The sequence below is a fragment of the Pseudomonas sp. S1_E05 genome, from assembly GCF_056337105.1.
Window position 1 is genome coordinate 4,983,682 of record NZ_JBFRHM010000001.1, and the last position, 21,775, is coordinate 5,005,456.

General features: G+C 60.7%; 23 protein-coding genes. 15 read left to right on the forward strand and 8 right to left on the reverse strand.

Annotated elements, in window-relative coordinates; translation table 11 throughout:
- Positions 1-80: 80 nt before the first annotated feature.
- Positions 81-662, reverse strand: a complete 582-nt coding sequence (locus AB4N33_RS22975; RefSeq protein WP_460119905.1) for a DUF6436 domain-containing protein — start codon at positions 660-662, stop codon at positions 81-83.
- A gap of 97 nt (positions 663-759) precedes the next feature.
- On the opposite strand from AB4N33_RS22975, the gene bipL reads away from it, so the two are divergent.
- The gene (gene bipL / locus AB4N33_RS22980) at positions 760-1,707 is read left to right on the forward strand and encodes a phospholipase BipL (protein WP_476458302.1); all 948 of its coding nucleotides are present in this window, start codon (positions 760-762) and stop codon (positions 1,705-1,707) included.
- A 145-nt stretch (positions 1,708-1,852) separates the two neighbouring features.
- Here the strand turns inward: bipL and AB4N33_RS22985 are convergent, their stop codons facing one another.
- Complete coding sequence (locus AB4N33_RS22985; protein WP_460119909.1) at positions 1,853-2,605, reverse strand: hypothetical protein; 753 nt, start codon at positions 2,603-2,605, stop codon at positions 1,853-1,855.
- Between the two features lie 108 nt (positions 2,606-2,713).
- Between AB4N33_RS22985 and AB4N33_RS22990 the strand changes: the two genes are divergently transcribed.
- Both AB4N33_RS22990 and AB4N33_RS22995 read left to right on the forward strand, forming a co-directional pair.
- The gene (locus tag AB4N33_RS22990) at positions 2,714-3,346 is read left to right on the forward strand and encodes a 2OG-Fe(II) oxygenase (RefSeq protein ID WP_460119911.1); all 633 of its coding nucleotides are present in this window, start codon (positions 2,714-2,716) and stop codon (positions 3,344-3,346) included.
- Positions 3,347-3,348: 2 nt separating this feature from the next.
- Positions 3,349-3,834: a 2-thiouracil desulfurase family protein gene (locus AB4N33_RS22995; RefSeq protein WP_476458303.1), complete on the forward strand. Its 486-nt coding sequence runs from the start codon at positions 3,349-3,351 to the stop codon at positions 3,832-3,834.
- Positions 3,835-3,898: 64 nt separating this feature from the next.
- Here the strand turns inward: AB4N33_RS22995 and AB4N33_RS23000 are convergent, their stop codons facing one another.
- On the reverse strand, positions 3,899-4,477 hold the full coding sequence (locus AB4N33_RS23000; protein WP_460119915.1) for a transporter substrate-binding domain-containing protein: 579 nt from the start codon (positions 4,475-4,477) through the stop codon (positions 3,899-3,901).
- A gap of 135 nt (positions 4,478-4,612) precedes the next feature.
- Here AB4N33_RS23000 and AB4N33_RS23005 point away from each other — a divergent pair, with 135 nt between their 5' ends.
- On the forward strand, positions 4,613-5,038 hold the full coding sequence (locus tag AB4N33_RS23005) for a DUF4399 domain-containing protein (RefSeq protein WP_460119917.1): 426 nt from the start codon (positions 4,613-4,615) through the stop codon (positions 5,036-5,038).
- Positions 5,039-5,093: 55 nt separating this feature from the next.
- Here the strand turns inward: AB4N33_RS23005 and serA are convergent, their stop codons facing one another.
- Positions 5,094-6,323, reverse strand: coding sequence for a phosphoglycerate dehydrogenase (serA, locus tag AB4N33_RS23010; protein WP_460119919.1), 1,230 nt, complete (start codon positions 6,321-6,323; stop codon positions 5,094-5,096).
- A gap of 204 nt (positions 6,324-6,527) precedes the next feature.
- On the opposite strand from serA, the gene AB4N33_RS23015 reads away from it, so the two are divergent.
- The 4 genes from AB4N33_RS23015 (at position 6,528) to AB4N33_RS23030 (ending at position 10,749) form a co-directional block, all read left to right on the forward strand.
- Entirely contained in the window at positions 6,528-7,922 is a 1,395-nt protein-coding gene (locus AB4N33_RS23015) for an FAD-binding oxidoreductase (protein WP_460119921.1), read from the forward strand.
- Positions 7,923-7,944: 22 nt separating this feature from the next.
- Positions 7,945-8,610: a fumarylacetoacetate hydrolase family protein gene (locus AB4N33_RS23020; protein WP_476458304.1), complete on the forward strand. Its 666-nt coding sequence runs from the start codon at positions 7,945-7,947 to the stop codon at positions 8,608-8,610.
- A 184-nt stretch (positions 8,611-8,794) separates the two neighbouring features.
- The gene (locus tag AB4N33_RS23025) at positions 8,795-9,724 is read left to right on the forward strand and encodes an SdiA-regulated domain-containing protein (RefSeq protein ID WP_476458305.1); all 930 of its coding nucleotides are present in this window, start codon (positions 8,795-8,797) and stop codon (positions 9,722-9,724) included.
- Positions 9,725-9,840: 116 nt separating this feature from the next.
- Complete coding sequence (locus AB4N33_RS23030; protein WP_476458306.1) at positions 9,841-10,749, forward strand: SdiA-regulated domain-containing protein; 909 nt, start codon at positions 9,841-9,843, stop codon at positions 10,747-10,749.
- Positions 10,750-10,880: 131 nt separating this feature from the next.
- Here the strand turns inward: AB4N33_RS23030 and rpiA are convergent, their stop codons facing one another.
- Positions 10,881-11,555 (reverse strand): ribose-5-phosphate isomerase RpiA, encoded by a 675-nt coding sequence (gene rpiA, locus AB4N33_RS23035; protein ID WP_460140708.1) that lies wholly within the window; start codon positions 11,553-11,555, stop codon positions 10,881-10,883.
- 146 nt (positions 11,556-11,701) lie between these two features.
- Between rpiA and ilvA the strand changes: the two genes are divergently transcribed.
- Together ilvA and AB4N33_RS23045 are read left to right on the forward strand one after the other, a co-directional pair.
- The gene (gene ilvA, locus AB4N33_RS23040) at positions 11,702-13,216 is read left to right on the forward strand and encodes a threonine ammonia-lyase, biosynthetic (RefSeq protein WP_460119930.1); all 1,515 of its coding nucleotides are present in this window, start codon (positions 11,702-11,704) and stop codon (positions 13,214-13,216) included.
- A gap of 39 nt (positions 13,217-13,255) precedes the next feature.
- Entirely contained in the window at positions 13,256-13,681 is a 426-nt protein-coding gene (locus AB4N33_RS23045) for a DUF2269 family protein (RefSeq protein ID WP_460119932.1), read from the forward strand.
- A 126-nt stretch (positions 13,682-13,807) separates the two neighbouring features.
- On the opposite strand, the gene AB4N33_RS23050 is transcribed toward AB4N33_RS23045, so the two are convergent.
- The gene (locus AB4N33_RS23050; RefSeq protein ID WP_476458307.1) at positions 13,808-14,464 is read right to left on the reverse strand and encodes a histidinol-phosphatase; all 657 of its coding nucleotides are present in this window, start codon (positions 14,462-14,464) and stop codon (positions 13,808-13,810) included.
- A gap of 143 nt (positions 14,465-14,607) precedes the next feature.
- Here AB4N33_RS23050 and AB4N33_RS23055 point away from each other — a divergent pair, with 143 nt between their 5' ends.
- Both AB4N33_RS23055 and ptsP read left to right on the forward strand, forming a co-directional pair.
- Entirely contained in the window at positions 14,608-15,087 is a 480-nt protein-coding gene (locus tag AB4N33_RS23055) for an RNA pyrophosphohydrolase (protein WP_007897732.1), read from the forward strand.
- Positions 15,088-15,109: 22 nt separating this feature from the next.
- A complete protein-coding gene (gene ptsP, locus AB4N33_RS23060; protein ID WP_460119936.1) occupies positions 15,110-17,389 on the forward strand; it encodes a phosphoenolpyruvate--protein phosphotransferase in 2,280 nt (759 codons plus the stop codon).
- Between the two features lie 145 nt (positions 17,390-17,534).
- Here the strand turns inward: ptsP and AB4N33_RS23065 are convergent, their stop codons facing one another.
- Positions 17,535-18,281, reverse strand: a complete 747-nt coding sequence (locus AB4N33_RS23065) for an NRDE family protein (protein WP_476458308.1) — start codon at positions 18,279-18,281, stop codon at positions 17,535-17,537.
- Positions 18,282-18,414: 133 nt separating this feature from the next.
- Here AB4N33_RS23065 and AB4N33_RS23070 point away from each other — a divergent pair, with 133 nt between their 5' ends.
- From AB4N33_RS23070 to AB4N33_RS23080, 3 genes are all read left to right on the forward strand, one after another.
- Positions 18,415-19,197 (forward strand): sulfite exporter TauE/SafE family protein, encoded by a 783-nt coding sequence (locus tag AB4N33_RS23070; protein ID WP_476458309.1) that lies wholly within the window; start codon positions 18,415-18,417, stop codon positions 19,195-19,197.
- An 83-nt stretch (positions 19,198-19,280) separates the two neighbouring features.
- On the forward strand, positions 19,281-20,093 hold the full coding sequence (gene lgt / locus AB4N33_RS23075; protein WP_460119942.1) for a prolipoprotein diacylglyceryl transferase: 813 nt from the start codon (positions 19,281-19,283) through the stop codon (positions 20,091-20,093).
- Positions 20,094-20,141: 48 nt separating this feature from the next.
- Positions 20,142-21,113 (forward strand): thymidylate synthase, encoded by a 972-nt coding sequence (locus AB4N33_RS23080; protein WP_476458310.1) that lies wholly within the window; start codon positions 20,142-20,144, stop codon positions 21,111-21,113.
- 141 nt (positions 21,114-21,254) lie between these two features.
- On the opposite strand, the gene cadR is transcribed toward AB4N33_RS23080, so the two are convergent.
- Positions 21,255-21,704, reverse strand: coding sequence for a Cd(II)/Pb(II)-responsive transcriptional regulator (gene cadR, locus AB4N33_RS23085; protein WP_460119945.1), 450 nt, complete (start codon positions 21,702-21,704; stop codon positions 21,255-21,257).
- Positions 21,705-21,775 lie beyond the last annotated feature (71 nt).

Consider the following 21,775-nt stretch of genomic DNA (forward strand, 5'->3'; position numbering starts at 1 on the left):
GTTCCCTGGCTGCACTGTTTAACACGACCCGTTGAATCGGCCCATCACCCGTAGGAGGGATTCTTGTCGCCTGGTTTTGCTTACTGCGCCTGATCGGCCGGCCATGGGCAGTAACAGCCCACGGCCAGTGTGTGCGTGGCACTCACTGGGCGGCCTTCATTCAACGCCTGCAGGATTGGCTCGATGAAGCTGTTGTTTGAATTGCAGGTGAGGCCCTCGCTGTACGGGCCGAAATACGCCAGCTTGCCGCTGCGATCCCAGATCGCCACGGCGGGGCTGGCCGGGATCTGCTCTGAGCCTGGCAGGACGCTGATGGATTTCAGGCCGCCCAGGTTGCTGGGCAACTGGCCATGGCTGCCGGCTTTTTGTACCGCGTAGAACTCGACGCCTTGCGGTTCGTAATGCTCGATCAATTCGCTCAGGTGTTGCTGGTTGCCGACGTTGCACGGGCAGGCCGGGTCCCAGAAGTGCACAAGGCGGATGGCGCCGGGGCCGGCCAGGTTGTCGGGCAGGTGCAGCGGGTCGCCTGAAAACAGCGCCGTGTGGGAGCTGAACGCACGCAGATAGCGCCCCTGGAACCAGTCATAGGCCGCCCACAGCACACCGGCACAGAGAAGGGCGAGCAGGCTGGCAAGCAGAGTGGTGCGCAAGGACGATCGCATGGCGGGGTTTCCTCAGAGATCGCCCAGCTTGCCATGCTTGTCGCGACAGATGAATATCGCAGGCTTATAAAGTCCGCTTCGTGTTTTGGAATCGCTCATGCCCGCCACTTTCGACCCTGATCATCTGCGCGCCAGCCTTCGGCCCTTGGCCGAGTGGCAGCCGCTGTCCGAAGAGGCATTGGCGTACCAGCGGTTTTATGGCCTGGACTATCCCGGGCGACCGTTGCGCACGGGGCTTGGACGTTTCGAGGTGGCCGGCTATGAGCTGGTCAGCCAGGTGTGGTGGCCGGAGGGGGCCAAGGCGACGTTGTTCATGTTCCACGGGTTTTATGATCACACCGGGCTCTACCGGCATGTCATCGCCTGGGCGCTGGACCAGGGTTTTGCAGTGATCGCCTGCGATTTGCCAGGGCACGGCCTGTCCAGCGGTGAGCGGGCGAGCATCGGTGATTTTTCCGAGTATCAGGACACCCTTCAAGGCTTGTTCGCCGAGGCCTGCTCGCTGGATCTGCCGCAGCCCTGGCACCTGTGCGGGCAGAGCACCGGCGGCGCCATTGTGGTCGATCACGTGCTCAACGCCGGCAGCGCAAGCCCGGCCCAGGGCCAGGTGATCCTGCTGGCGCCACTGGTGAGACCGCGCTCATGGGCGTGGTCGAAATTCAGTTATTACCTGCTCAGGCCTTTCGTGAAAGGGATCGCCCGACGCTTCAGCGAAAACTCCAACGACCCGCAGTTCCTCACGTTCCTGCAAGCCGACCCGTTGCAGGCCCGCCGTTTGCCGACGGCCTGGGTCGGCGCATTGAAACGCTGGATCAAGCGGATCGAAGCGGCACCGACCAGCACCCGGCAGCCGCTGATTGTGCAGGGGCAGCAGGACATGACGGTGGATTGGCCGCATAACCTTGACGTGTTGAAGGCCAAGTTCAATCGGCCGCAGGTGTTGATGCTGCCTGAGGGAAGGCACCATCTGGCGAACGAGTCGCTGGAGATGCGCAGGGAGTTTTTCGGGTTTTTGAGTCGGCGGGTGAAGGGCAGAAATGTGTAGCGATTGTTCCGGCCCCATCGCGGCGGTGCGACGATTCGACAAGCCCGCTCCCACAGGTGCTCTTGGTGTACACAATATCTGTGTTCACTGAAAAACCCTGTGGGAGCGGGCTTGCCCGCGATAGCGATCTAACTGGCGCCAAAGATCACTGGCTGAGGTTCGAAGAACTCTGCCCCACCGCCAACCCCGCGCGAATCGCCGCCAGCGCCGCCTGGTAGTAAGCCTGGCCTTCAGCCGACTCGGCGAAGGTGGCGAACTCTTCCAGTTCGTTATCCGACAGGTCGCGATAGACATACAACAGCGTGTTGTTCAGGTCGCTGCCGATCTGGTCCATCAATCGCTGGCGCTGACCGTTGAGCAGGCCTTGCGCCTGACCCCCGCCCAAGAGGCCCGGGATCATCGCGCTAAGGCTATCGGCCGCGACGCCAGCAATCGCCAGGCTCACTTCCGCGCCGGCCTCGCGCGCGGGCAGGGCCTGTGCCAGATGGCCGATAATCAACAGGCGGCTGTCGCTGGCTTGGATTTTTGGCAGGCCCTTGGCGTTTTTCGCCAATTGATCACGGCGGGTGGCCAGCAACTCGGCAGCAACGATCTTCTTGCCCAGGGCCGACTGGAAAAAGGTCAGGGCCGGTTTCGGATCGGCGAGATTCTTGCGCAGTTGCGATTGGGCACGTTGGTCGACGGCTTGCGCTGCGAAACGTTGATTGCTGTTATTCACCAGGGCCTGAAACACTGCAGGCGGCAGGCTGTTCTGGTAACGCTGCTGAGCGGCTGCCAGGGCATCGTTGAAGTGCGCGCGTTGTTCTGGCCAGCCGGCGACTTTGTACAACTGGTCGTGGCCGTCTGCCCAGGCGGGCAAAGCGCAGAACATCAGCAGTGAGAAAAGCAAACGACGCATAGGGACTCCTGTCAGCAGCCGACTATTCTCCGTGCGGCATACCGACTTGTCGAGAATTCGTATCAAGCCGCCTTGTGGCTCTGTCGGAATTTCGGGTACAGGAATACTATGCGCGCCATGCAAATATCCTCTGATCACCCGCTGCTGTTACGTATCGTCGACGACCTGGCTGAACACGGCTGGTCGCAGCAGAATATTTTCCTGCCTCTGGATCTGACCCGAGCGCTGGCGGCTGAGTGCCGTAAACGTTCGGTCGAGGGTGAACTGACGCCTGCGGCCGTCGGGCGCGGGCCCACTTCGGAGATTCGCGAGGCGATTCGCGGCGACCAGATCCAGTGGATCGAACCGGGACAGGCCGAGGCGTGCGACCGCTACCTGGCGCTCATGGACAGCCTGCGTGAAGCGATCAATCGCGGCCTGTACCTGGGCCTGGAAGATTTCGAGTGCCATTTTGCGATGTACCCGCCCGGCGCTTTCTACCTCAAGCACCTTGATCGCTTCAGGGACGATGACCGGCGCGCGGTGTCGGCGGTGCTGTATCTCAATGACGCCTGGCTGCCGAACGAGGGCGGGCAATTGCGCATGTACCTCGAGGACCGTGGCGAATACGACGTACTGCCCACCGGCGGCTGCCTGGTAGTGTTCCTGTCCGGTGAGGTGCCCCATGAAGTGCTGCCCGCGACCCGGGATCGCCTGTCGTTGACCGGCTGGTTCCGGCGCCGTGGCAATGAGCCGTTCTGATCATGCACATGATTCTGGTGAGCCGCTGCCTGTTGGGTCACCGCGTGCGTTACGACGGCGGGGCCAGCGGGCCATTCGATCAGCTTCAGCAGTGGCTCGATGAAGGCCGTGTCGTGCCGCTGTGCCCGGAAGTGGCCGGTGGCTTGCCGACGCCACGGGCAGCAGCGGAAATCCCGGGCGGGCAGGGGGCGCAAGTGCTGGATGGGCAGGCATCGGTCATCACCACCGAGGGCCAGGACGTCAGCGCGCAGTTCCTGGCCGGGGCACATCAGGCGCTGGCCTTGGTGCAAGCCCACGACATCCGCATCGCCGTGCTCAAGGCCAACAGTCCGTCCTGCGGCAACCGCCTGACCTATGACGGCACGTTCAACCGGGTGAAGGTCACCGGCGAGGGGGTGACGGCGGCGTTGCTCAAGCGCCATGGGGTGCGGGTGTTCAGTGAGCTGGAATTGGTTGAGGCGGCGCAGGCGTTGGCTGCACTTAACTAAAGGTCACCACACCCCCCCTTCGCGAGCAAGCCCGCTCTCACGGTTGGTGTGTGATCTCCAGGCCTCAGGGCTTGACCCCATCCCCCGCCAGCCACTTCTTCTCCAGCGCCTCCAGCCGTCCATCGGCCTTGATCCGCTGCAGGGCGTTTTCCAGGCTGACATGGAACGCCGGATTGCCCTTCTGGAATGGAATCGCCAGGTTTACCTCTGCAGCGGCCTTGGGTTTCTCCTCCGCCAACGACTGCACCAGCAGTATCGACCGCGGCTCCTCGTCCTTTTGCGCAAGCAATTGTCCATCCACTCGAGCGTAAGGTTCGCTGAAGTCGAAACGATCCTTGAGTTCCGGGGTCAGTGCTATGTGGTTGATCGCGATGTCGTACTTGCCGCTTTCAACGCCGGCCAACAGATCGCTGGAATCGGTGACGACAAAATCGGCCCGTACATCCAGTTCGTTGGCCAGCAACTGGCCCAGTTCGACTTCAAAGCCCGAGAGGTTGCCGTCGTTCTTGAAATTGAAGGGCGGTGTATTAGCCTCAAGAGCAATACGCAATTCACCACGGTCGTTTACGTCGTCGATCAGTTCGGCATGGGCCAAAGGGCTCAGAAGGGGTAGCAGGCAGATCAGGCCAGGCAGAAAGCGCATGGTCACTCCTTGGAATTTCTTATGGCGACCCTTTGATTCAGGCTCGCTTTGCTATGGTTGTCGAGTGCCTTCGACAACGAATGGTCATGAAGTTGTCATGACCACGCGAATTTTACGAAAAAACTGGAGAAGAGAATGAAATCCTTTATGTCACGTGCTGCTTTGGCTGGCCTGTTGATGGGTGTTTCGGTACTGGCCAGTGCGGCGACGCCGGCGCCGAAGGGTGCTGAAGTGTCCATCGTCTCTCCTGCGGATGGCGCCACGGTTCCCAAGACCTTCGTCGTCAAGTTTGCGGTCGAAAACATCGCGTTGGCGCCTGCCGGTGATGTGACCAAGAACACCGGCCACCACCACTTGCTGATCGACGTGGACAAGCTGCCAGCTGCCGGCCAGCCGATCCCGAACGATGCTAACCACCTGCATTTCGGCAAGGCGCAGACCCAGGCTGAAGTGACGCTGGAGCCCGGCAAGCATACGCTGCAACTGGAGCTCGGAGACAGCGGTCACATGCCGTTCGACCCACCGATCGTCTCGCCGAAGATCACCGTCAACGTCAAATGACGCAGGCATGAAAAAGGGAGCCCGAAGGCTCCCTTTTTTGTTGCTCGCATCGCGATCAGAACAGCACGCGGGACCGAATGGTGCCGTTGATGTGCTGCAGCTTCTCTTGCGCCAGGTCCGAGTACTCGGCGTCGACGTCGATGACCACGTAGCCGACTTTCTCGTTGGTCTGCAGGAACTGACCGGAGATGTTGATGCCGTTTTCGGCGAACACCTTGTTGATCTCGCTCATCACACCCGGAATGTTCTCGTGGATGTGCAGCAGGCGGTGCTTGCCAGGGTGAGCCGGCAGGGCCACTTCCGGGAAGTTCACCGACGATACCGAGGTACCGTTGTCGCTGTACTTGACCAGCTTTTCTGCCACTTCCAGACCGATGTTGGCTTGTGCTTCAGCGGTGGAACCGCCGATGTGCGGGGTCAGGATCACGTTGTCCAGGCCGCGCAGCGGGCTTTCGAACTCTTCGTCGTTGGAGCGTGGCTCCACCGGGAATACGTCGATGGCCGCGCCGATCAGGTGTTTGTCCTTGATGGCCGCTGCCAGGTGGTCCAGTTCGACCACGGTGCCGCGAGCAGCGTTGATCAGGATGCCGCCCTTCTTGATGGCACGGATTTCCTTCTCGCCGATCATCCACTGGGTCGCAGCGGTTTCCGGTACGTGCAGGGTGACGATGTCGGACATGCCCAACAGTTCGTGAAGGTTGCCGACCTGGGTGGCATTACCCAAAGGCAGTTTGGTCACGGTGTCGTAGAAGTACACCTGCATGCCCAGGCCTTCGGCCAGGACCGACAGCTGCGTACCGATCGAGCCATAACCAACGATCCCCAGCTTCTTGCCACGGATCTCGAAGGAATTGGCCGCGCTCTTGATCCAGCCGCCACGGTGGCAGGAGGCGTTCTTCTCAGGGATGCCGCGCAGCAACAGGATCGCTTCGGCCAGTACCAGCTCGGCGACGGAGCGGGTGTTGGAGTACGGTGCGTTGAACACGGCAATGCCGCGCTCACGGGCCGCGTTCAGGTCGACCTGGTTGGTGCCGATGCAGAAACAGCCGACTGCGACGAGCTTCTTCGCGTGATCGAAGACCTCTTCCGTCAGTTGGGTGCGGGAGCGAATGCCGATGAAGTGAGCATCGGCGATCTTTTCCTTCAGTTGGGCTTCCGGCAGAGAACCGGTGAGGTACTCGATGCTGGTGTAGCCGGACGACTTGAGGACGTCGACAGCCGATTGGTGGACGCCTTCGAGAAGAAGGAACTTGATCTTGCTCTTATCGAGAGAAGTCTTGCTCATCTGCGTAAACCTGTATCCCGGAGAAAAATGGCAGGAAATGGTCAACAGACGCTGACCCGGACGGCTGGAGAGCCGTCTCCGCAGATTAGCCGTTGGGCGCTATGCTGCGGGGTCGTTATGCTAGCATACGAGCCCCGCTAAACACCCGTTCCTGCGACGTGAAGCGTTCTCAGGATGACCATGAATTGTTCGAGAGTTCTGTCGATGACCAGTCCTGCCCAGATTGAAGAACTGAAGACGTTGGTTGAGCCGGGCAAGGTCCTGACCGATGCCGATTCCCTGAACACCTATGGCAAGGACTGGACCAAGCAATTCGCGCCCGCCCCGACGGCCATTGTCTTTCCCAAGACCATCGAGCAGGTGCAGGCCATTGTCCGTTGGGCCAATGCGCATAAGGTGGCGCTGGTGCCCTCCGGCGGGCGCACCGGTTTGTCCGCCGCTGCCGTAGCGGCGAATGGCGAAGTGGTGGTGTCTTTCGACTACATGAACCAGATACTCGACGTGAACCTGACCGACCGCACCGCCGTGTGCCAACCAGGGGTGGTGACCGAGCATCTGCAAAATGTCGCCGAAGAGAAGGGCCTGTATTATCCGGTGGACTTCGCTTCCGCTGGTTCCAGTCAGATTGGCGGCAATATCGGCACCAATGCCGGCGGAATCAAGGTGATTCGCTATGGCATGACCCGCAACTGGGTGGCGGGCATGAAAGTGGTGACCGGCAAGGGCGACCTGCTGGAGCTGAACCACGACCTGATCAAGAACGCCACCGGCTACGACATGCGACAGCTGTTCATCGGTGCAGAAGGTACCCTCGGGTTTGTGGTCGAGGCGACCATGCGCCTGGACCGCGCACCGAAAAACCTCACGGCCATGGTGCTGGGCGCCGCCGATCTCGACTCGATCATGCCGGTGTTGCACGCCTTCCACGGCAAGCTCGACCTGACTGCTTTCGAGTTTTTCTCTGACAAGGCCCTGGCCAAGGTCATGGCGCGTGGCGATGTGCCGGCGCCGTTCGACACCGAATGCCCGTTCTACGCGCTGCTGGAGTTCGAGGCGACCACCGAGGAAGTGGCCAACCTGGCGCTGGAAATCTTTGAGCACTGCGTGGAGCAAGGCTGGGTGCTGGACGGCGTGATGAGTCAGAACCAGACCCAGTTGCAGAACCTGTGGAAGTTGCGCGAGTACATTTCCGAGACGATCTCCCACCGCACGCCTTACAAAAACGATATTTCGGTCACAGTGTCCAAAGTCACTGCGTTCCTGCAGGAAATTGATGAGATCGTCGCTGAAGACTACCCGGACTTTGAAGTCGTCTGGTACGGCCACATCGGTGACGGCAACCTGCACCTGAACATCCTCAAGCCGGAAGACCTGGGCAAGGACGAGTTTTTCGCCCGGTGCGCAACGGTCAACAAGCGGGTGTTCGAAACCGTTGAGCAGTACAACGGATCGATTTCCGCCGAGCACGGCGTGGGGCTGGTCAAGCGCGACTACTTGACCTACAGCCGCTCACCGGTTGAGATCGAGTACATGAAGGCGCTCAAATCGGTGTTCGATCCGAACGGCATCATGAACCCGGGCAAGATATTCGCTGTTTGAATCAATGAACCAGGAGTCGGTAATGAGCTATCAGCACCAGTATGTCGACGGTACGCGTATCCACTTTCCTTTGGGAAAAGTGGTGTGCATCGGGCGCAACTACGCCGAACACGCCAAGGAGCTGGACAACCCGGTTCCTACAGAGCCGCTGCTGTTCATCAAGCCAGGCAGTTGCGTGGTGCCACTGGAAGGTGGTTTCAGCATTCCCACCGAGCGTGGCTCGGTGCATTACGAAGCGGAAATCGCCGTGCTGATCGGCAAGCCGCTGTCGACCAAGCCTAGCCGCGAAGAAGTGCTGGACGCCATTTCCGGTTTTGCGCCAGCCCTGGACCTGACCCTGCGCGACAAGCAGGCGGAGTTGAAATCCAAGGGGTTGCCGTGGGAAATCGCCAAGTCCTTCGACGGCGCTGCGGTGATTGCTCCATTCGTGGTCGGCAGCACGTTCGCTGACCTGACCGACATCGGCATCCGCCTGACCATCAACGGCGAAGTGCGTCAGGATGGCAACAGCAGCGTCATGCTCAACCCGATCGTGCCCATGATCCAGCACATGGCGGCCTGCTTCTCGCTGCAAGCCGGCGACGTAATCCTCACCGGCACGCCAGTGGGCGTTGGCCCGCTGAATGTGGGTGACGAAATCGTCCTCGAACTGCCAGGCGCCAGCCGCTTCACCAGCAGCGTACGCTGATCTGCTTTCTGTAGGAGCGAGCGCCTCGACATGCTCGCTCCTACAGGGGCGGTGAATAACAAGGCAAACCCGCCATTTGCCATTTTTTTCACATCCTCTCCGGATAATTCGTGGATTAACGGCGTCTGAGCCGGGCCCAACTGTGCTATTACCTCTAGCCTGAATTTCTGGAACGCATCTCTCGATGGCCACCCAACCGCTGCCTTCGCTCAAGACTGCCCGCCGCCCGCGTTTCTTCATGCGCTGGTATGCCTGGCTTTTGTTGGTTGCCGGCGCGGCGTACGGCCTGGCGTTTGCGATGCATTGGGATGACCGTGGTCTGCTCTGGGTAATGGAGCGCTTTGAAAGTACGGCAGAGCGCCAGGAAAGCATCTGGTTGCCGGACTATCGGGTGGTGATCGATGCCAAGGCGTTGCCGGGGATGGAAAAGGACGAAGCATCGGACCTTGCCTACGACCCGCAAACCAAGACCCTGTTCGCGGTCATGGGCAAGAACCCGTTCCTGGTCGAGCTGACCTTGCAGGGCGAGGTGTTGCGCAAGATGCCGTTGGTGGGCTGGAGCAATCCGGAAGGGGTGACGGTCATGGGGAATGGTCGGTTGGCTATCGTCGATGAACGCCAGCATTTGTTGGTCATCGTCAAGGTGGACGCCGACACCCGCGAGCTGAACATGGCCAACTTCGCAAAATACGACCTTGGCCCCTCTGCGGACCAGAATAAAGCCTTCGAAGCGGTCGTCTGGGATGCAAAAAACCAGCAGATGCTGCTGGGTGAGGAACGTCCCGCAGCACTGTTTACCTGGAAGAGTGCCGACGGTCAGACGCTGACTGGCGACAAACAAAAGCTGGCCAGTGACGAACTCGACATCCGCAACCTGTCGGCCCTGGCCATTGATCCTCGAACCCGGCATACCCTGGTGCTGTCTGCTGACTCTCATCTGTTGCTGGAGCTCGACGAGAAGGGCGAACAAGTGAGTTTCATGACCGTGCTGGCCGGTTTCAACGGGCTGAAAAAGACCATCCCGCGCGCCGAGGGCGTGACCATGGACGAGGCAGGCACGCTGTACATGGTCAGCGAGCCCAACTTGTTCTATCGTTTCGAGAAGCAGAACTGATCCGCGTTTTGTAGGAAACGCGACGCTCAGTTGTAGGCTGGGGCTAATGGCCATTAAGCTTGAATTCAGACTGCCGTGGTATTTCATCCACCTGTTCTGATATCCGAGCCTTCCCGATGCGTCGATTTGCCCGTCCCAAACCCCTGATTCTGATCCTGCTGGCGATTGCGCTGCTCATCCTGCTCACCATCGGCCAGTACCTGCGGCTGTTCGAGCGCGCCTGGTTCAACCTGTACACGCTTTGGCAGCCGGAAAGCGCGCAGTCCATCGGGCTGGATCGCTACCTTGTCACCCTCGAAGGCCGGACCATCGAAGGCCTGGATGACGATGTGTCGGCACTGACTTTCGATCCGGTGCGCAAAAGCCTGTTCACCGTCACCAACAAAAACTCGGAGCTGATCGAACTGTCGCTGCAAGGCCAGATCATCCGGCGCATTGCGCTGATCGGTTTCGGTGATCCTGAAGCCGTGGAGTTCATCAGCGCCGACACCTACGTGCTTACCGACGAGCGCCAGCAGCGGTTGATCAAGATTCATCTGGACGAAGACACCACCTTCCTCGACGCTGCCGACGCCGAACAGATGACGCTTGGCGTGCACATGAGCAGTAACAAGGGTTTCGAAGGCCTGGCCTATGATTCGGTCGGCAAGCGTCTGTTTGTCGCCAAGGAGCGCGACCCGATGTTGATCTACGAAGTGCAGGGTTTCCCTCATTACAACCCGGAAAAGTCGTACGCCGTCCACGTGGTCAACAACCCCAAGCGGGATGCGGGAATGTTCGTTCGAGACCTCTCCAGCCTGCAATACGACGAGCGCAGCGGCCATTTACTAGCGCTGTCCGACGAGTCGCGACTGATTCTGGAACTGGATGTCGACGGTCGCCCTTTGAGCACGATGTCGCTGAGCAAGGGGCGCCAGGGACTGACGAAAACGGTGCCGCAAGCGGAAGGCATGGCCATGGATGACGACGGTACGCTGTATCTGGTGAGCGAGCCGAACCTGTTTTATGTGTTCAAAAAACCCTAAGAACACAGAACCCCTGTAGGAGCGAGCACGCTCGCGATGGTGGCTCAGGCACCGAGGGGTGTCAGGCTGCCAGCGTTGCCTGTGCATTTCTTCGCGAGCATGCTCGCTCCTACAGGGTATTGGGATGGAGGTTACTGCGCCTTCAGCGTCTTCACGCCTTCGCTCGTGCCCAGCAACAGCAGGTCCGCCGGTCGCGCCGCGAACAAGCCGTTGGTGACCACGCCGACAATCGCGTTGATCTGCGCTTCCAGCTCCACCGGATTGGTGATCTGCAGGTTGAACACGTCGAGGATGATGTTGCCGTTGTCGGTCACAACGCCTTCACGGTAAACCGGGTCGCCGCCCAGTTTGACCAGTTGACGGGCCACGTGGCTGCGGGCCATCGGGATCACTTCCACCGGCAGCGGGAATTCGCCGAGCACCGGCACCAGTTTGCTGGCGTCGGCGATGCAGATGAAGGTCTTGGCCACGGCGGCGACGATCTTCTCGCGCGTCAGGGCCGCGCCGCCGCCCTTGATCAGGTTCAGGTGCTCGTCGCTTTCGTCGGCGCCGTCGACGTAGAACTCCAGGTCGCTGACGGTATTCAGTTCATACACTGGAATGCCGTGGCCCTTGAGGCGTGCAGCGGTGGCTTCGGAGCTGGCGACCGCGCCGTCGAAGGCGCCCTTGTGCTGGGCCAGGGCGTCGATGAAGCAATTGGCGGTGGAGCCGGTGCCGACCCCGACGACGCTCTTGTCATCGAGTTTCGGGAGGATGAAGTCGACGGCAGCCTGGGCCACGGCCTGTTTGAGTTGATCCTGGGTCATGCGGGCTCCGAAAGCGGGCAGGGGTAGACGGAAAGGCCGGCATTATAGCGCCATGATGGGCTAAAACCTCTTCATTCGTGTGGTCGCATGGCCGAAATGCGGGTTAGACTCCCCGGTTCCGCCCAACCCGCCAGTGATGCTTTCCGATGCTCGAACAGTACGTCAAGAAGATCCTCACCTCGCGCGTTTATGACGTTGCCGTAGAAACCCCATTGCAGACTGCCCGCCAGCTCTCCGAGCGGCTGGGCAACAGTATTTTGCTCAAGCGTGAAGACTTGCAGCCGGTGTTCTCGTTCAAGATTCGTGGGGCCTATAACAAGCTCACGCAACTGAGCGACGAAGAGCGCGCCCGTGGCGTGGTGACGGCTTCGGCGGGCAACCACGCACAAGGCCTGGCCCTGGCGGCAAAAGTACTGGGTGTGAAAGCCACCATCGTCATGCCCAAGACCACTCCGGAAATCAAGGTCGAGGGCGTGCGTTCGCGGGGCGGCAAAGTGGTGCTGCACGGGGATTCGTTCCCGGAAGCCCTGGCCTTCTCGCTGAAGCTGGTCGATGAAAAAGGCTACGTCTACATCCACCCCTACGATGACCCTCACACCATCGCGGGGCAGGGCACGGTGGCGATGGAGATTTTGCGCCAGCAACCGGGTCGCCTGGATGCGATCTTCGTGCCGGTGGGCGGTGGTGGCCTGATCGCCGGCATTGCGGCGTATGCCAAGTACCTTCGTCCTGAGATCAAAATCATCGGCGTCGAGCCCGACGACTCCAACTGTCTGCAAGCGGCCATGGCAGCGGGTGAGCGTGTCGTACTGCCGGCCGTGGGCATCTTTGCCGATGGCGTGGCGGTGGCCCAGATCGGCCAGCACACCTTCGACATCTGCAAGGATTACGTCGATGAGGTGATCACCGTCAGCACCGACGAAATTTGCGCGGCGATCAAGGATATCTACGACGATACCCGCTCGATCACCGAACCTGCCGGCGCCCTGGGCGTCGCCGGCATCAAGAAGTACGTGGAGCAGCGCGGTGTCACCGGGCACACTTTTGTAGCCATCGATTCCGGCGCCAACGTCAACTTCGACCGTCTTCGCCACGTCGCCGAGCGCGCCGAGCTGGGTGAAGGCCGCGAAGCCATCATCGCCGTAACCATTCCGGAAAAACCGGGCAGCTTCAAGGCATTCTGCGAAGCCATCGGCAAGCGCCAGATCACCGAATTCAATTATCGCTACAACACCGGCAGCGAAGCGCACATTTTCGTTGGCGTACAGACGCACCCGGAAAACGATCCGCGCAGCAAGCTGCTCGCCAGTTTGACCGAACAGGGGTTCCCGGTGCTGGACCTGACCGACAACGAACTGGCCAAACTGCACATCCGTCACATGGTCGGTGGTCGCGCGGCCCAGGTTGTGGACGAAGTGGTGCTGCGTTTTGAGTTCCCCGAGCGACCGGGTGCGTTGTTCAACTTCCTCAGCAAGCTTGGCGGGCGCTGGAACATCTCGATGTTCCATTACCGAAACCATGGCGCGGCGGACGGCCGTGTGGTCGCCGGCCTGCAAGTGCCCCACGAAGAGCGTCATCTGGTGCCGGCGGCGCTTGAGGAAATCGGCTACCCGTACTGGGATGAGAGCGACAACCCGGCCTATCAGCTGTTTCTTGGCTGAACGGCTACGCTGATGGGCAAGGCATAAGGAAATCGAACCATGGAAACATTAACCGCCCTGAAGATGGCGCATGTCGTGGCCACCGCGCTGTTGTTGCTCTGCGCGCTGGGCCTGGCGATTTGGGTCTGGCGCACGCGGCACCAAGGGGACACCACGGCGGCCAGCCGCACGTTGCAACGGCCGCGGGTGTTTGTCTGGCTGGTGATGGGGCTGGCGCTGTTGAGCTTGCCTTTCACGGGGTGGGCGATGGTGCACCGGGTGGGCTGGCCACTGGGCCAGACCTGGCTTCTGGCCTCCAGCGTGCTCTACACCGTGGCGGCACTGGCGTGGTTCTGGTTGCTGGTGCGCCTGAACAAGCTGCGCAAGACCCCGGGTGGCGTGGGCAGGTTCAGTTTCGCCCTGGCGTTGTTCAGTTTTGTCTGCTTTATCGCCATTGCGGGGTTGATGGGGGCTAAACCAGTCTGAAGCGTGCACCTTCCCTGTAGGAGCGAGCTTGCTCGCGATGGGGGACCGGACACCGCGGGGTGTCAGGCTGCCAACTTTATCGTTGGCGACCATCGCGAGCATGCTCGCTCCTACAGAAGACGGTCATCAGTCGCGCAGACTGATGACCGGCCAGCCTCGTTTCTCGGCCTCGGCGCGCAAGTTCGGGTCCGGGTCCACTGCCACCGGGTTCGTCACCTGCTCCAGCAGCGGCAGGTCATTCATCGAATCGCTATAGAAATAGCTGTCTTCCAGCGAATGCCCGGTTTCTTCCAGCCAGCGGGCCAGGCGTGTCACTTTGCCTTCACGAAAGCATGGGATGTCGGTGCTGCGCCCGGTGTAGCGGCCATCGACCATTTCGCACTCGGTGGCGATCAGGGTTTCGACGCCCAGTCGTGCGGCAATCGGCCCGGTGACAAAACGGTTGGTGGCGGTGATGATCACCAGCTTGTCGCCCGCTTCACGGTGCTTGGCTAAAAGGGCCATGGCCTTGGGCAGCACGATAGGCTCGATGCAGTCGCGCATGTAATCCAGGTGCCATTCGTCCAGCGTGGCCATTTCGGTGCGACCGAGCACTTCCAGGCAAAAATTCAGGTAGGCGGCGTTATCCAGCTGGCCGGCGAGATAATCCTGATAGAACGCATCATTGCGGGTCTTGTAGGCCACGGCGTCGAGAAAGCCGCGTTCACACAGGTAATCGCCCCAGGCGTGGTCACTGTCGCCGCCCAGGAGGGTGTTGTCCAAGTCGAATAAAGCCAGGCGCATTGCGGTTACTCGCTGAAAAGTCTGTAGAAAGGCGCCCAGAATACGGACTTTTCACCAGAGTGCACATAAGGTCGGTCGGCGCGTTGCTGCCTTCACGACCTTTGTGGAACAATGCGGCGACATGCGTTTGCGAGGTTGTTGCCGTGATCGACCCCGATGGTTTCCGCCCCAATGTCGGGATCATTCTCACGAATGATGCCGGACAGGTGCTATGGGCTCGCCGTATCAATCAAGATGCCTGGCAGTTTCCGCAAGGGGGAATCAACCCTCAGGAGACGCCGGAAGACGCCTTGTACCGCGAGCTGAACGAAGAAGTGGGCCTGGAGCGCGAGGACGTTGAAATTCTTGCCTGTACCCGCGGCTGGTTGCGCTATCGTTTGCCGCAACGCCTGGTCCGTACCCACAGCCAACCGCTGTGCATCGGCCAGAAACAGAAATGGTTTCTCCTGCGCCTGATCTCCAACGAGCAGCGGGTGCGGATGGATTTGACCGGTAAACCGGAATTCGATGGTTGGCGCTGGGTCAGCTATTGGTATCCGTTGGGCCAGGTGGTGACATTCAAGCGCGAGGTGTATCGACGCGCTCTCAAAGAGCTTGCCCCGCGCCTTTTAGCGCGCGACTGACGACGGAGTTCGACCCCGAGCCATGCTCAATACGCTGCGCAAGATCGTCCAGGAAGTTAACTCCGCCAAGGATCTCAAGGCGGCGTTGGGGATTATTGTGTTGCGCGTCAAAGAGGCCATGGGCAGCCAGGTCTGCTCGGTCTACCTGCTTGATCCCGAGACCAACCGCTTTGTGCTGATGGCGACCGAGGGCTTGAACAAGCGCTCGATCGGCAAGGTCAGCATGGCACCCAACGAAGGTCTGGTCGGCCTGGTCGGCACGCGTGAAGAACCCCTGAACCTCGAAAACGCCGCGGATCACCCGCGCTACCGCTACTTCGCCGAGACCGGTGAAGAGCGCTACGCCTCATTCCTCGGGGCGCCGATCATTCACCACCGCCGCGTCGTCGGCGTGCTGGTCATCCAGCAAAAGGAACGTCGCCAGTTCGATGAAGGTGAAGAAGCCTTCCTGGTGACCATGAGCGCGCAGCTCGCCGGGGTTATCGCCCACGCCGAGGCCACCGGCTCGATCCGTGGCCTTGGCCGTCAGGGCAAGGGCATTCAGGAAGCCAAGTTCGTCGGTGTGCCGGGTTCACCGGGCGCGGCGGTCGGTACGGCGGTGGTCATGCTGCCACCGGCCGACCTTGACGTAGTGCCAGACAAAACCATCGTCGACATCGACGCGGAACTCAAGCTGTTCAAGACCGCCATCGAGGGCGTACGCGCCGACATGCGCGCGTTGTCCGCCAAGCTGGCCACCCAGTTGCGGCCCGAAGAGCGGGCCCTGTTCGACGTCTACCTGATGATGCTGGACGACGCGGCGCTGGGCAATGAAGTCACCACCGTAATAAAGACCGGACAGTGGGCCCAGGGCGCTTTGCGTCAGGTGGTTACCGATCACGTCAACCGTTTCGAATTGATGGACGACGCCTACCTGCGTGAGCGGGCCTCGGACGTCAAGGACCTGGGGCGCCGCCTGCTCGCCTATTTGCAGGAAGAGCGTCAGCAGAACCTGGTCTATCCGGAAAAAACCATTCTGGTCGCCGAGGAACTGACCCCGGCCATGCTCGGGGAAGTGCCGGAGGGCACGCTGGTTGGCCTGGTCTCAGTCCTCGGTTCGGGCAACTCTCACGTCGCGATCCTGGCCCGGGCCATGGGCATCCCGACCGTGATGGGCCTGGTCGATTTGCCGTATGCCAAGGTCGACGGCATCGAGATGATCCTCGATGGCGTGCGCGGTGAAGTCTTTACCAACCCGAGCGATGTACTGCGCAAGCAGTTCGCTGAAGTGGTGGAGGAAGAGAAACAGCTGGCGCTGGGGCTTGATTCCCTGCGCGACCTGCCTTGTGTGACCGTCGATGGTCACCGCATGCCGCTGTGGGTCAACACCGGCCTGCTGGCCGACGTGGCGCGTGCGCAGAAGCGTGGCGCCGAGGGAGTGGGCCTGTACCGCACCGAAGTGCCGTTCATGATCAACCAGCGCTTCCCCAGCGAGAAGGAACAACTGGCAATCTACCGCGAGCAGCTCGCCGCGTTCCACCCGCAACCCGTGACCATGCGTACGCTGGACATCGGTGGCGACAAGGCGCTGTCGTACTTCCCGATCAAGGAAGACAACCCGTTCCTGGGCTGGCGCGGCATCCGCGTCACCCTCGACCACCCGGAAATCTTCCTGGTGCAGACCCGGGCGATGCTCAAGGCCAGCGAAGGCCTGAACAACCTGCGCATCCTGCTGCCGATGATCTCGGGCATCCACGAACTCGAAGAAGCGTTGCACCTGATTCACCGGGCCTGGGGCGAGGTGCGCGACGAAGGCACCGATGTGCCGATGCCGCCGATTGGTGTGATGATCGAGATTCCGGCAGCGGTGTATCAGACCAGGGAGCTGGCGCGGCAGGTGGACTTCCTGTCGGTCGGCTCCAACGACCTGACCCAGTACCTGCTCGCCGTGGACCGCAACAACCCGCGGGTGGCCGACCTCTACGACTACCTGCACCCGGCGGTCTTGCAAGCCCTGCAAACCGTGGTGCGCGATGCCCATGCCGAAGGCAAGCCGGTGAGTATTTGCGGCGAGATGGCCGGCGATCCGGCGGCAGCGGTTCTGTTGACCGCGATGGGCTTTGACAGCCTGTCGATGAACGCCACCAACCTGCCAAAGGTGAAGTGGATGCTGCGCCAGATCAACCTGGACAAGGCCAAGGAGCTGCTGGCAGAGCTGATGACCATCGACAACCCGCAGGTTATCCACAGCTCGTTGCAACTGGCGCTGAAGAACCTTGGATTGGCGAAGATGGTCAATCCGGCGGCGGCGAAGGCGGTCTAGGTCGGCGGTGCGCCCATCGTCGGAACGCCGCCCGGAGCAAGCCCGCTCCCACAGTGTTCGGTGTGAAACACAAATTGTGTGTACACCAAAAAAACCTGTGGGAGCGGGCTTGCCCGCGAAGGCGGCAGCCCAAACACCACAAAGCCTAGATCCTGACCTCAACCTCCCCAAGATGCCCGCCATACGGCCCAAAGCTGCGCTCAACCAGATGCCGCGCCCCATCCGCCTGCACGATCAACGCCGTACTCGCCCGGGTCCCATAGCTCTGGCTGGCAATGAACACACTCGACAGCAGCGACTCCGTCGCCAACCCCACCCCGGTGTCCGGCAACTCGGCGAACGGCGCAGTCTGCGCGTCGCTCAGCAAGGCCAGGAGCTTCTCGGGTTGGGAATCTTCCAGCAACGTCTCCAGCCCCGCCCGCGCCTTGAGCAATTTGGGCCAAGGAGTGTCCAACCCGGCATTGGACAATCCGTAGACGCCCGGCGGCAATAAAACCGCCTCAGCGTCCCGGGCGTGGTAATGCCACAGTTCGTTGGCATTGCCGACCAGCAGGTTGAACCCGGCATATTCCAGCGAACGTCCGACAACGTCGTCCAGATAGTCATCAATGGGCATATCGCCTGCGAGAAAGCGCGCCACCAACTCGCCACGGGATTTGCGTGCCGCAGGTTGATGAGGGTCACGAATATTGGTCAATGCTGCAAAACGTCTGTTGGCGCCGACACCGAGCCAGGTGCCGCCAGCCTCCAGATCGCGACCGGCATAAACCTGTGGGTTTTCTTCCCATTGCGCCAGCGGCAGGCTGGGCCGGGCGTAGAATTCGTCACGGTTGGCCGCAACGATCAGCGGCTGGGCGTGACCCGGGCGCCAGGCAAAGACAATCAGGCACATAAGGTGGTCCTTGTGTGTTTTTTGCCCACTCTACGCAGACATCGCTCATCGTTCCATCGGCTTGCACAGTGGAGCCGAGTGCCATGCATCCGTTACCATGCCGCGCAGGTTTAGTGGTGTACAGGGATCGCCCATGGAATTTCTGCTCTATCTGGCGCTTGGCGCCTGCGCAGGTGTGCTGGCCGGTCTGTTTGGCGTGGGTGGCGGGATCATCATCGTGCCGGTGCTGGTGTTCAGTTTCACCTTGCAGGGCTTCGATGCTTCCATCCTGACGCACCTGGCGGTCGGTACCTCGCTGGCGACGATCATTTTTACCTCGGTCAACGCGGTGCGCGAGCATCATCGTCGGGGCGCCGTGCGCTGGCCGATCTTTGCGTGGATGACCGTTGGCATTCTGCTGGGTGCCGGTTTTGGTGCGCTGACTGCGGAGGCGATCTCCGGTCCCAACCTGCAAAAGATCATCGGCGTGTTCGCCCTGGTGATCGCGATGCAACTGGCGTTGGACTTCAAGCCCAAAGCCAGCCGAACGGTGCCCGGCAAAGTCGGTCTGACCCTCGCCGGTACGGTGATCGGCTGGGCCTCGGCGATATTCGGGATTGGCGGTGGTTCGTTGACCGTACCGTTCCTGACCTGGCGCAGTGTGCCGATGCAGCAGGCCGTGGCCACTTCATCTGCCTGCGGCTTGCCGATTGCTCTGGCAAGTGCATTAAGTTTCATGATTCTGGGGTGGCACGATCCGTTGTTGCCGGCCCATAGTCTCGGTTTTGTTTACCTGCCGGCGCTGCTGGGCATTGCCCTGACCAGCATGATCTTTGCTCGATTGGGTGCAAGGTTGGCCCACAAGCTGTCGCCGCGCTTGCTAAAAAGGCTGTTCGCCGCTTTGCTGTTCTGCGTCGGTTTGAGTTTCCTGCTCTGACGCACCGCACAATCCTGGCTTAATCCTGGCATGACAGCGTCCGCCGGGAATTTTGAAAGTTTTAACGCTAATGAGGAGTCGCAATGCTGCCTTACCCGCAGATCGACCCGGTGGCCCTGGCCATCGGTCCGCTGAAAATCCACTGGTACGGGTTGATGTACCTGATTGGCATCGGCGGTGCGTGGCTGCTGGCATCGCGCCGGCTCAACCGCTTCGACCCGACCTGGACCAAGGAAAAACTTTCCGACATGGTGTTCTGGATGTCGATGGGCGTCATTGTCGGCGGTCGACTGGGTTACGTGCTGTTCTATGACCTGAGCGCGTACCTGGCCAACCCGATGCTGATCTTCGAGGTGTGGAAGGGCGGCATGTCGTTCCACGGTGGTTTCATCGGTGTGATGCTGGCGGCGTTGTGGTTCGGCAAGAAGAACAACAAGTCGTTCTTCCAACTGATGGACTTCGTTGCGCCGATGGTGCCGATCGGCCTGGGTGCCGGGCGTATCGGTAACTTCATCAACGCTGAATTGTGGGGCAAGGCGACCGACGTGCCATGGGCCATGGTCTTCCCGCCGTTCAGCGATCCGGCTCAATTGCCGCGTCATCCGTCGCAGCTCTATCAATTCGCCCTGGAAGGCGTCGCGCTGTTCCTGATCCTGTGGCTGTTCTCGCGCAAACCGCGGCCAACCATGGCTGTGTCGGGGATGTTCGCACTGTTCTATGGCATCTTCCGTTTCATCGTCGAATTCGTCCGCGTACCGGATGCGCAACTGGGCTATCTGGCCTGGAACTGGCTGACCATGGGTCAGGTGCTGTGTGTGCCGATGATCGTCGGTGGCCTCTTCCTGATCTGGCTGGCCTACAATCGCGCACCGGCGCCGCCAGCGGCTGCCGCCTGAATTCGAACCCCGGGGCTTGCGCCCCGGGTTCAAGGACACAGGTAACTCATGAAGCAATATCTCGAACTGGTCGCCCACGTCATCAAGAACGGCACCAAGCAGGCCAACCGCACCGGCGTGAACACCATCAGCTTCCCCGGCGCGATGCTGCGGTATGACCTGCAGGAAGGTTTTCCGGCGATCACCACGCGCAAGATGGCTTTCAAATCCGCCATCGGCGAAATGTGCGGTTTCCTGCGTGGCGTGAACAACGCCGCGCAATTCCGCGACCTGGGTTGCAAGGTCTGGGACCAGAACGCCAACGAAAATGCCCAGTGGCTGGCCAACCCGTTCCGTCAAGGTGAAGATGACCTCGGCGAGATCTACGGCGTGCAATGGCGCAAATGGCCGGCGTACAAGCAGATCCCCTTGAACAACCCGGCCGCCATCGAGCAGACGCTGAACCAGGGTTATCGCCAGATCGCCGAAGGTGAAGAAGACGGCCAGGCCTATGTCGTGCTGTACAAGGCCATTGATCAGGTCCGCCAGTGCGTCGATACCATCATCAAGGACCCGGGTAGCCGCCGTATCCTGTTCCACGGCTGGAACGTCGCGCAACTGGATGAAATGGCCCTGCCGCCGTGCCACCTGCTGTACCAGTTCCACCCGAACGTCGAGACCAGGGAGATTTCCCTGACGCTCTACATTCGTTCCAACGACCTGGGCCTGGGCACGCCGTTCAACCTCACCGAAGGGGCGGCGCTGCTGAGCCTGATCGGCCGTCTCACCGGTTATACGCCGCGCTGGTTCACGTATTTCATCGGCGACGCCCACGTCTATGAGAACCACCTGGACATGCTCAACGAACAGCTCAAGCGTGAGCCGTTCCCGATGCCGAAACTGGTGATCAGTGACCGCGTGCCGGAGTTCGCCAAGACGGGCGTTTATCAGCCCGAGTGGCTGGAACAGGTCGAGCCGAGTGATTTCTCGCTCGAAGGTTATCAGCACCACGCGCCGATGACGGCGCCGATGGCGGTGTAACACCGGACGTAACCCCTGTAGGAGCGAGCATGCTCGCGATGGAGGACCAGGCACCGTGGGGTGTCAGGCTGCCAGCGTTATCGTTGACGACCATCGCGAGCGTGCTCGCTCCTACAGGTACAGGGTAACGGTGTGTTCAGCTCAATGGCCGTGACTACGGCCTACATGTGAATGCTCCACCTCCGTCGCCACCACGCCGCCACTGACTTCCAGGCGTTGCAAAATCCCGCATTGATCGACCTCCGGCCCTTCGCCACAACGGCGGCGCAGGTCGATGAGTTGTGCCTGTAGTGCCAGCAGGCCGTCGATTCGTGCCTTCACGTGATGAATGTGTTCGTCCACCAGCGCATTCACGCTTTCACACTGATCCTGCGGGCTGTCGCGAAAGGCCAGCAGGGCGCGGATTTCCTCAAGGGTCATGTCCAGGGTGCGGCAGTTGCGGATGAAGGTCAGGCGTTCGGCGTGGGCCTGGGTATAGACGCGGTAGTTGCCGTCGCTGCGGGCCGGCTCCGGCAGCAGGCTTTCGCGCTCGTAGTAGCGGATGGTTTCCACGGCGCAGTCGGTGAGTTTTGCCAGTTCGCCGATCTTCATGACGGTGTCTCCAAAAAGGTGCTTGACCCTATAGTGGCTACAGGGTCTTTACTTGGCAACAGGCACTTTTA

Excerpts from the sequence above, each read along its gene's own strand:
- AB4N33_RS23070 (WP_476458309.1), top strand. The coding sequence starts at position 18,415 with ATGGAATTTCTGCTCTATCTGGCGCTTGGCGCCTGCGCAGGTGTGCTG.
- AB4N33_RS22975 (WP_460119905.1), bottom strand. The coding sequence starts at position 662 with ATGCGATCGTCCTTGCGCACCACTCTGCTTGCCAGCCTGCTCGCCCTT.
- AB4N33_RS22995 (WP_476458303.1), top strand. The coding sequence starts at position 3,349 with ATGCACATGATTCTGGTGAGCCGCTGCCTGTTGGGTCACCGCGTGCGT.
- AB4N33_RS23005 (WP_460119917.1), top strand. The coding sequence starts at position 4,613 with ATGAAATCCTTTATGTCACGTGCTGCTTTGGCTGGCCTGTTGATGGGT.
- lgt (WP_460119942.1), top strand. The coding sequence starts at position 19,281 with ATGCTGCCTTACCCGCAGATCGACCCGGTGGCCCTGGCCATCGGTCCG.
- ptsP (WP_460119936.1), top strand. The coding sequence starts at position 15,110 with ATGCTCAATACGCTGCGCAAGATCGTCCAGGAAGTTAACTCCGCCAAG.
- rpiA (WP_460140708.1), bottom strand. The coding sequence starts at position 11,555 with ATGACCCAGGATCAACTCAAACAGGCCGTGGCCCAGGCTGCCGTCGAC.
- AB4N33_RS23045 (WP_460119932.1), top strand. The coding sequence starts at position 13,256 with ATGGAAACATTAACCGCCCTGAAGATGGCGCATGTCGTGGCCACCGCG.
- AB4N33_RS23050 (WP_476458307.1), bottom strand. The coding sequence starts at position 14,464 with ATGCGCCTGGCTTTATTCGACTTGGACAACACCCTCCTGGGCGGCGAC.
- AB4N33_RS23020 (WP_476458304.1), top strand. The coding sequence starts at position 7,945 with ATGAGCTATCAGCACCAGTATGTCGACGGTACGCGTATCCACTTTCCT.
- AB4N33_RS22985 (WP_460119909.1), bottom strand. The coding sequence starts at position 2,605 with ATGCGTCGTTTGCTTTTCTCACTGCTGATGTTCTGCGCTTTGCCCGCC.
- AB4N33_RS23000 (WP_460119915.1), bottom strand. The coding sequence starts at position 4,477 with ATGCGCTTTCTGCCTGGCCTGATCTGCCTGCTACCCCTTCTGAGCCCT.
- bipL (WP_476458302.1), top strand. The coding sequence starts at position 760 with ATGCCCGCCACTTTCGACCCTGATCATCTGCGCGCCAGCCTTCGGCCC.
- serA (WP_460119919.1), bottom strand. The coding sequence starts at position 6,323 with ATGAGCAAGACTTCTCTCGATAAGAGCAAGATCAAGTTCCTTCTTCTC.
- AB4N33_RS23015 (WP_460119921.1), top strand. The coding sequence starts at position 6,528 with ATGACCAGTCCTGCCCAGATTGAAGAACTGAAGACGTTGGTTGAGCCG.
- ilvA (WP_460119930.1), top strand. The coding sequence starts at position 11,702 with ATGCTCGAACAGTACGTCAAGAAGATCCTCACCTCGCGCGTTTATGAC.
- AB4N33_RS23080 (WP_476458310.1), top strand. The coding sequence starts at position 20,142 with ATGAAGCAATATCTCGAACTGGTCGCCCACGTCATCAAGAACGGCACC.
- AB4N33_RS23065 (WP_476458308.1), bottom strand. The coding sequence starts at position 18,281 with ATGTGCCTGATTGTCTTTGCCTGGCGCCCGGGTCACGCCCAGCCGCTG.
- cadR (WP_460119945.1), bottom strand. The coding sequence starts at position 21,704 with ATGAAGATCGGCGAACTGGCAAAACTCACCGACTGCGCCGTGGAAACC.
- AB4N33_RS22990 (WP_460119911.1), top strand. The coding sequence starts at position 2,714 with ATGCGCGCCATGCAAATATCCTCTGATCACCCGCTGCTGTTACGTATC.
- AB4N33_RS23030 (WP_476458306.1), top strand. The coding sequence starts at position 9,841 with ATGCGTCGATTTGCCCGTCCCAAACCCCTGATTCTGATCCTGCTGGCG.
- AB4N33_RS23025 (WP_476458305.1), top strand. The coding sequence starts at position 8,795 with ATGGCCACCCAACCGCTGCCTTCGCTCAAGACTGCCCGCCGCCCGCGT.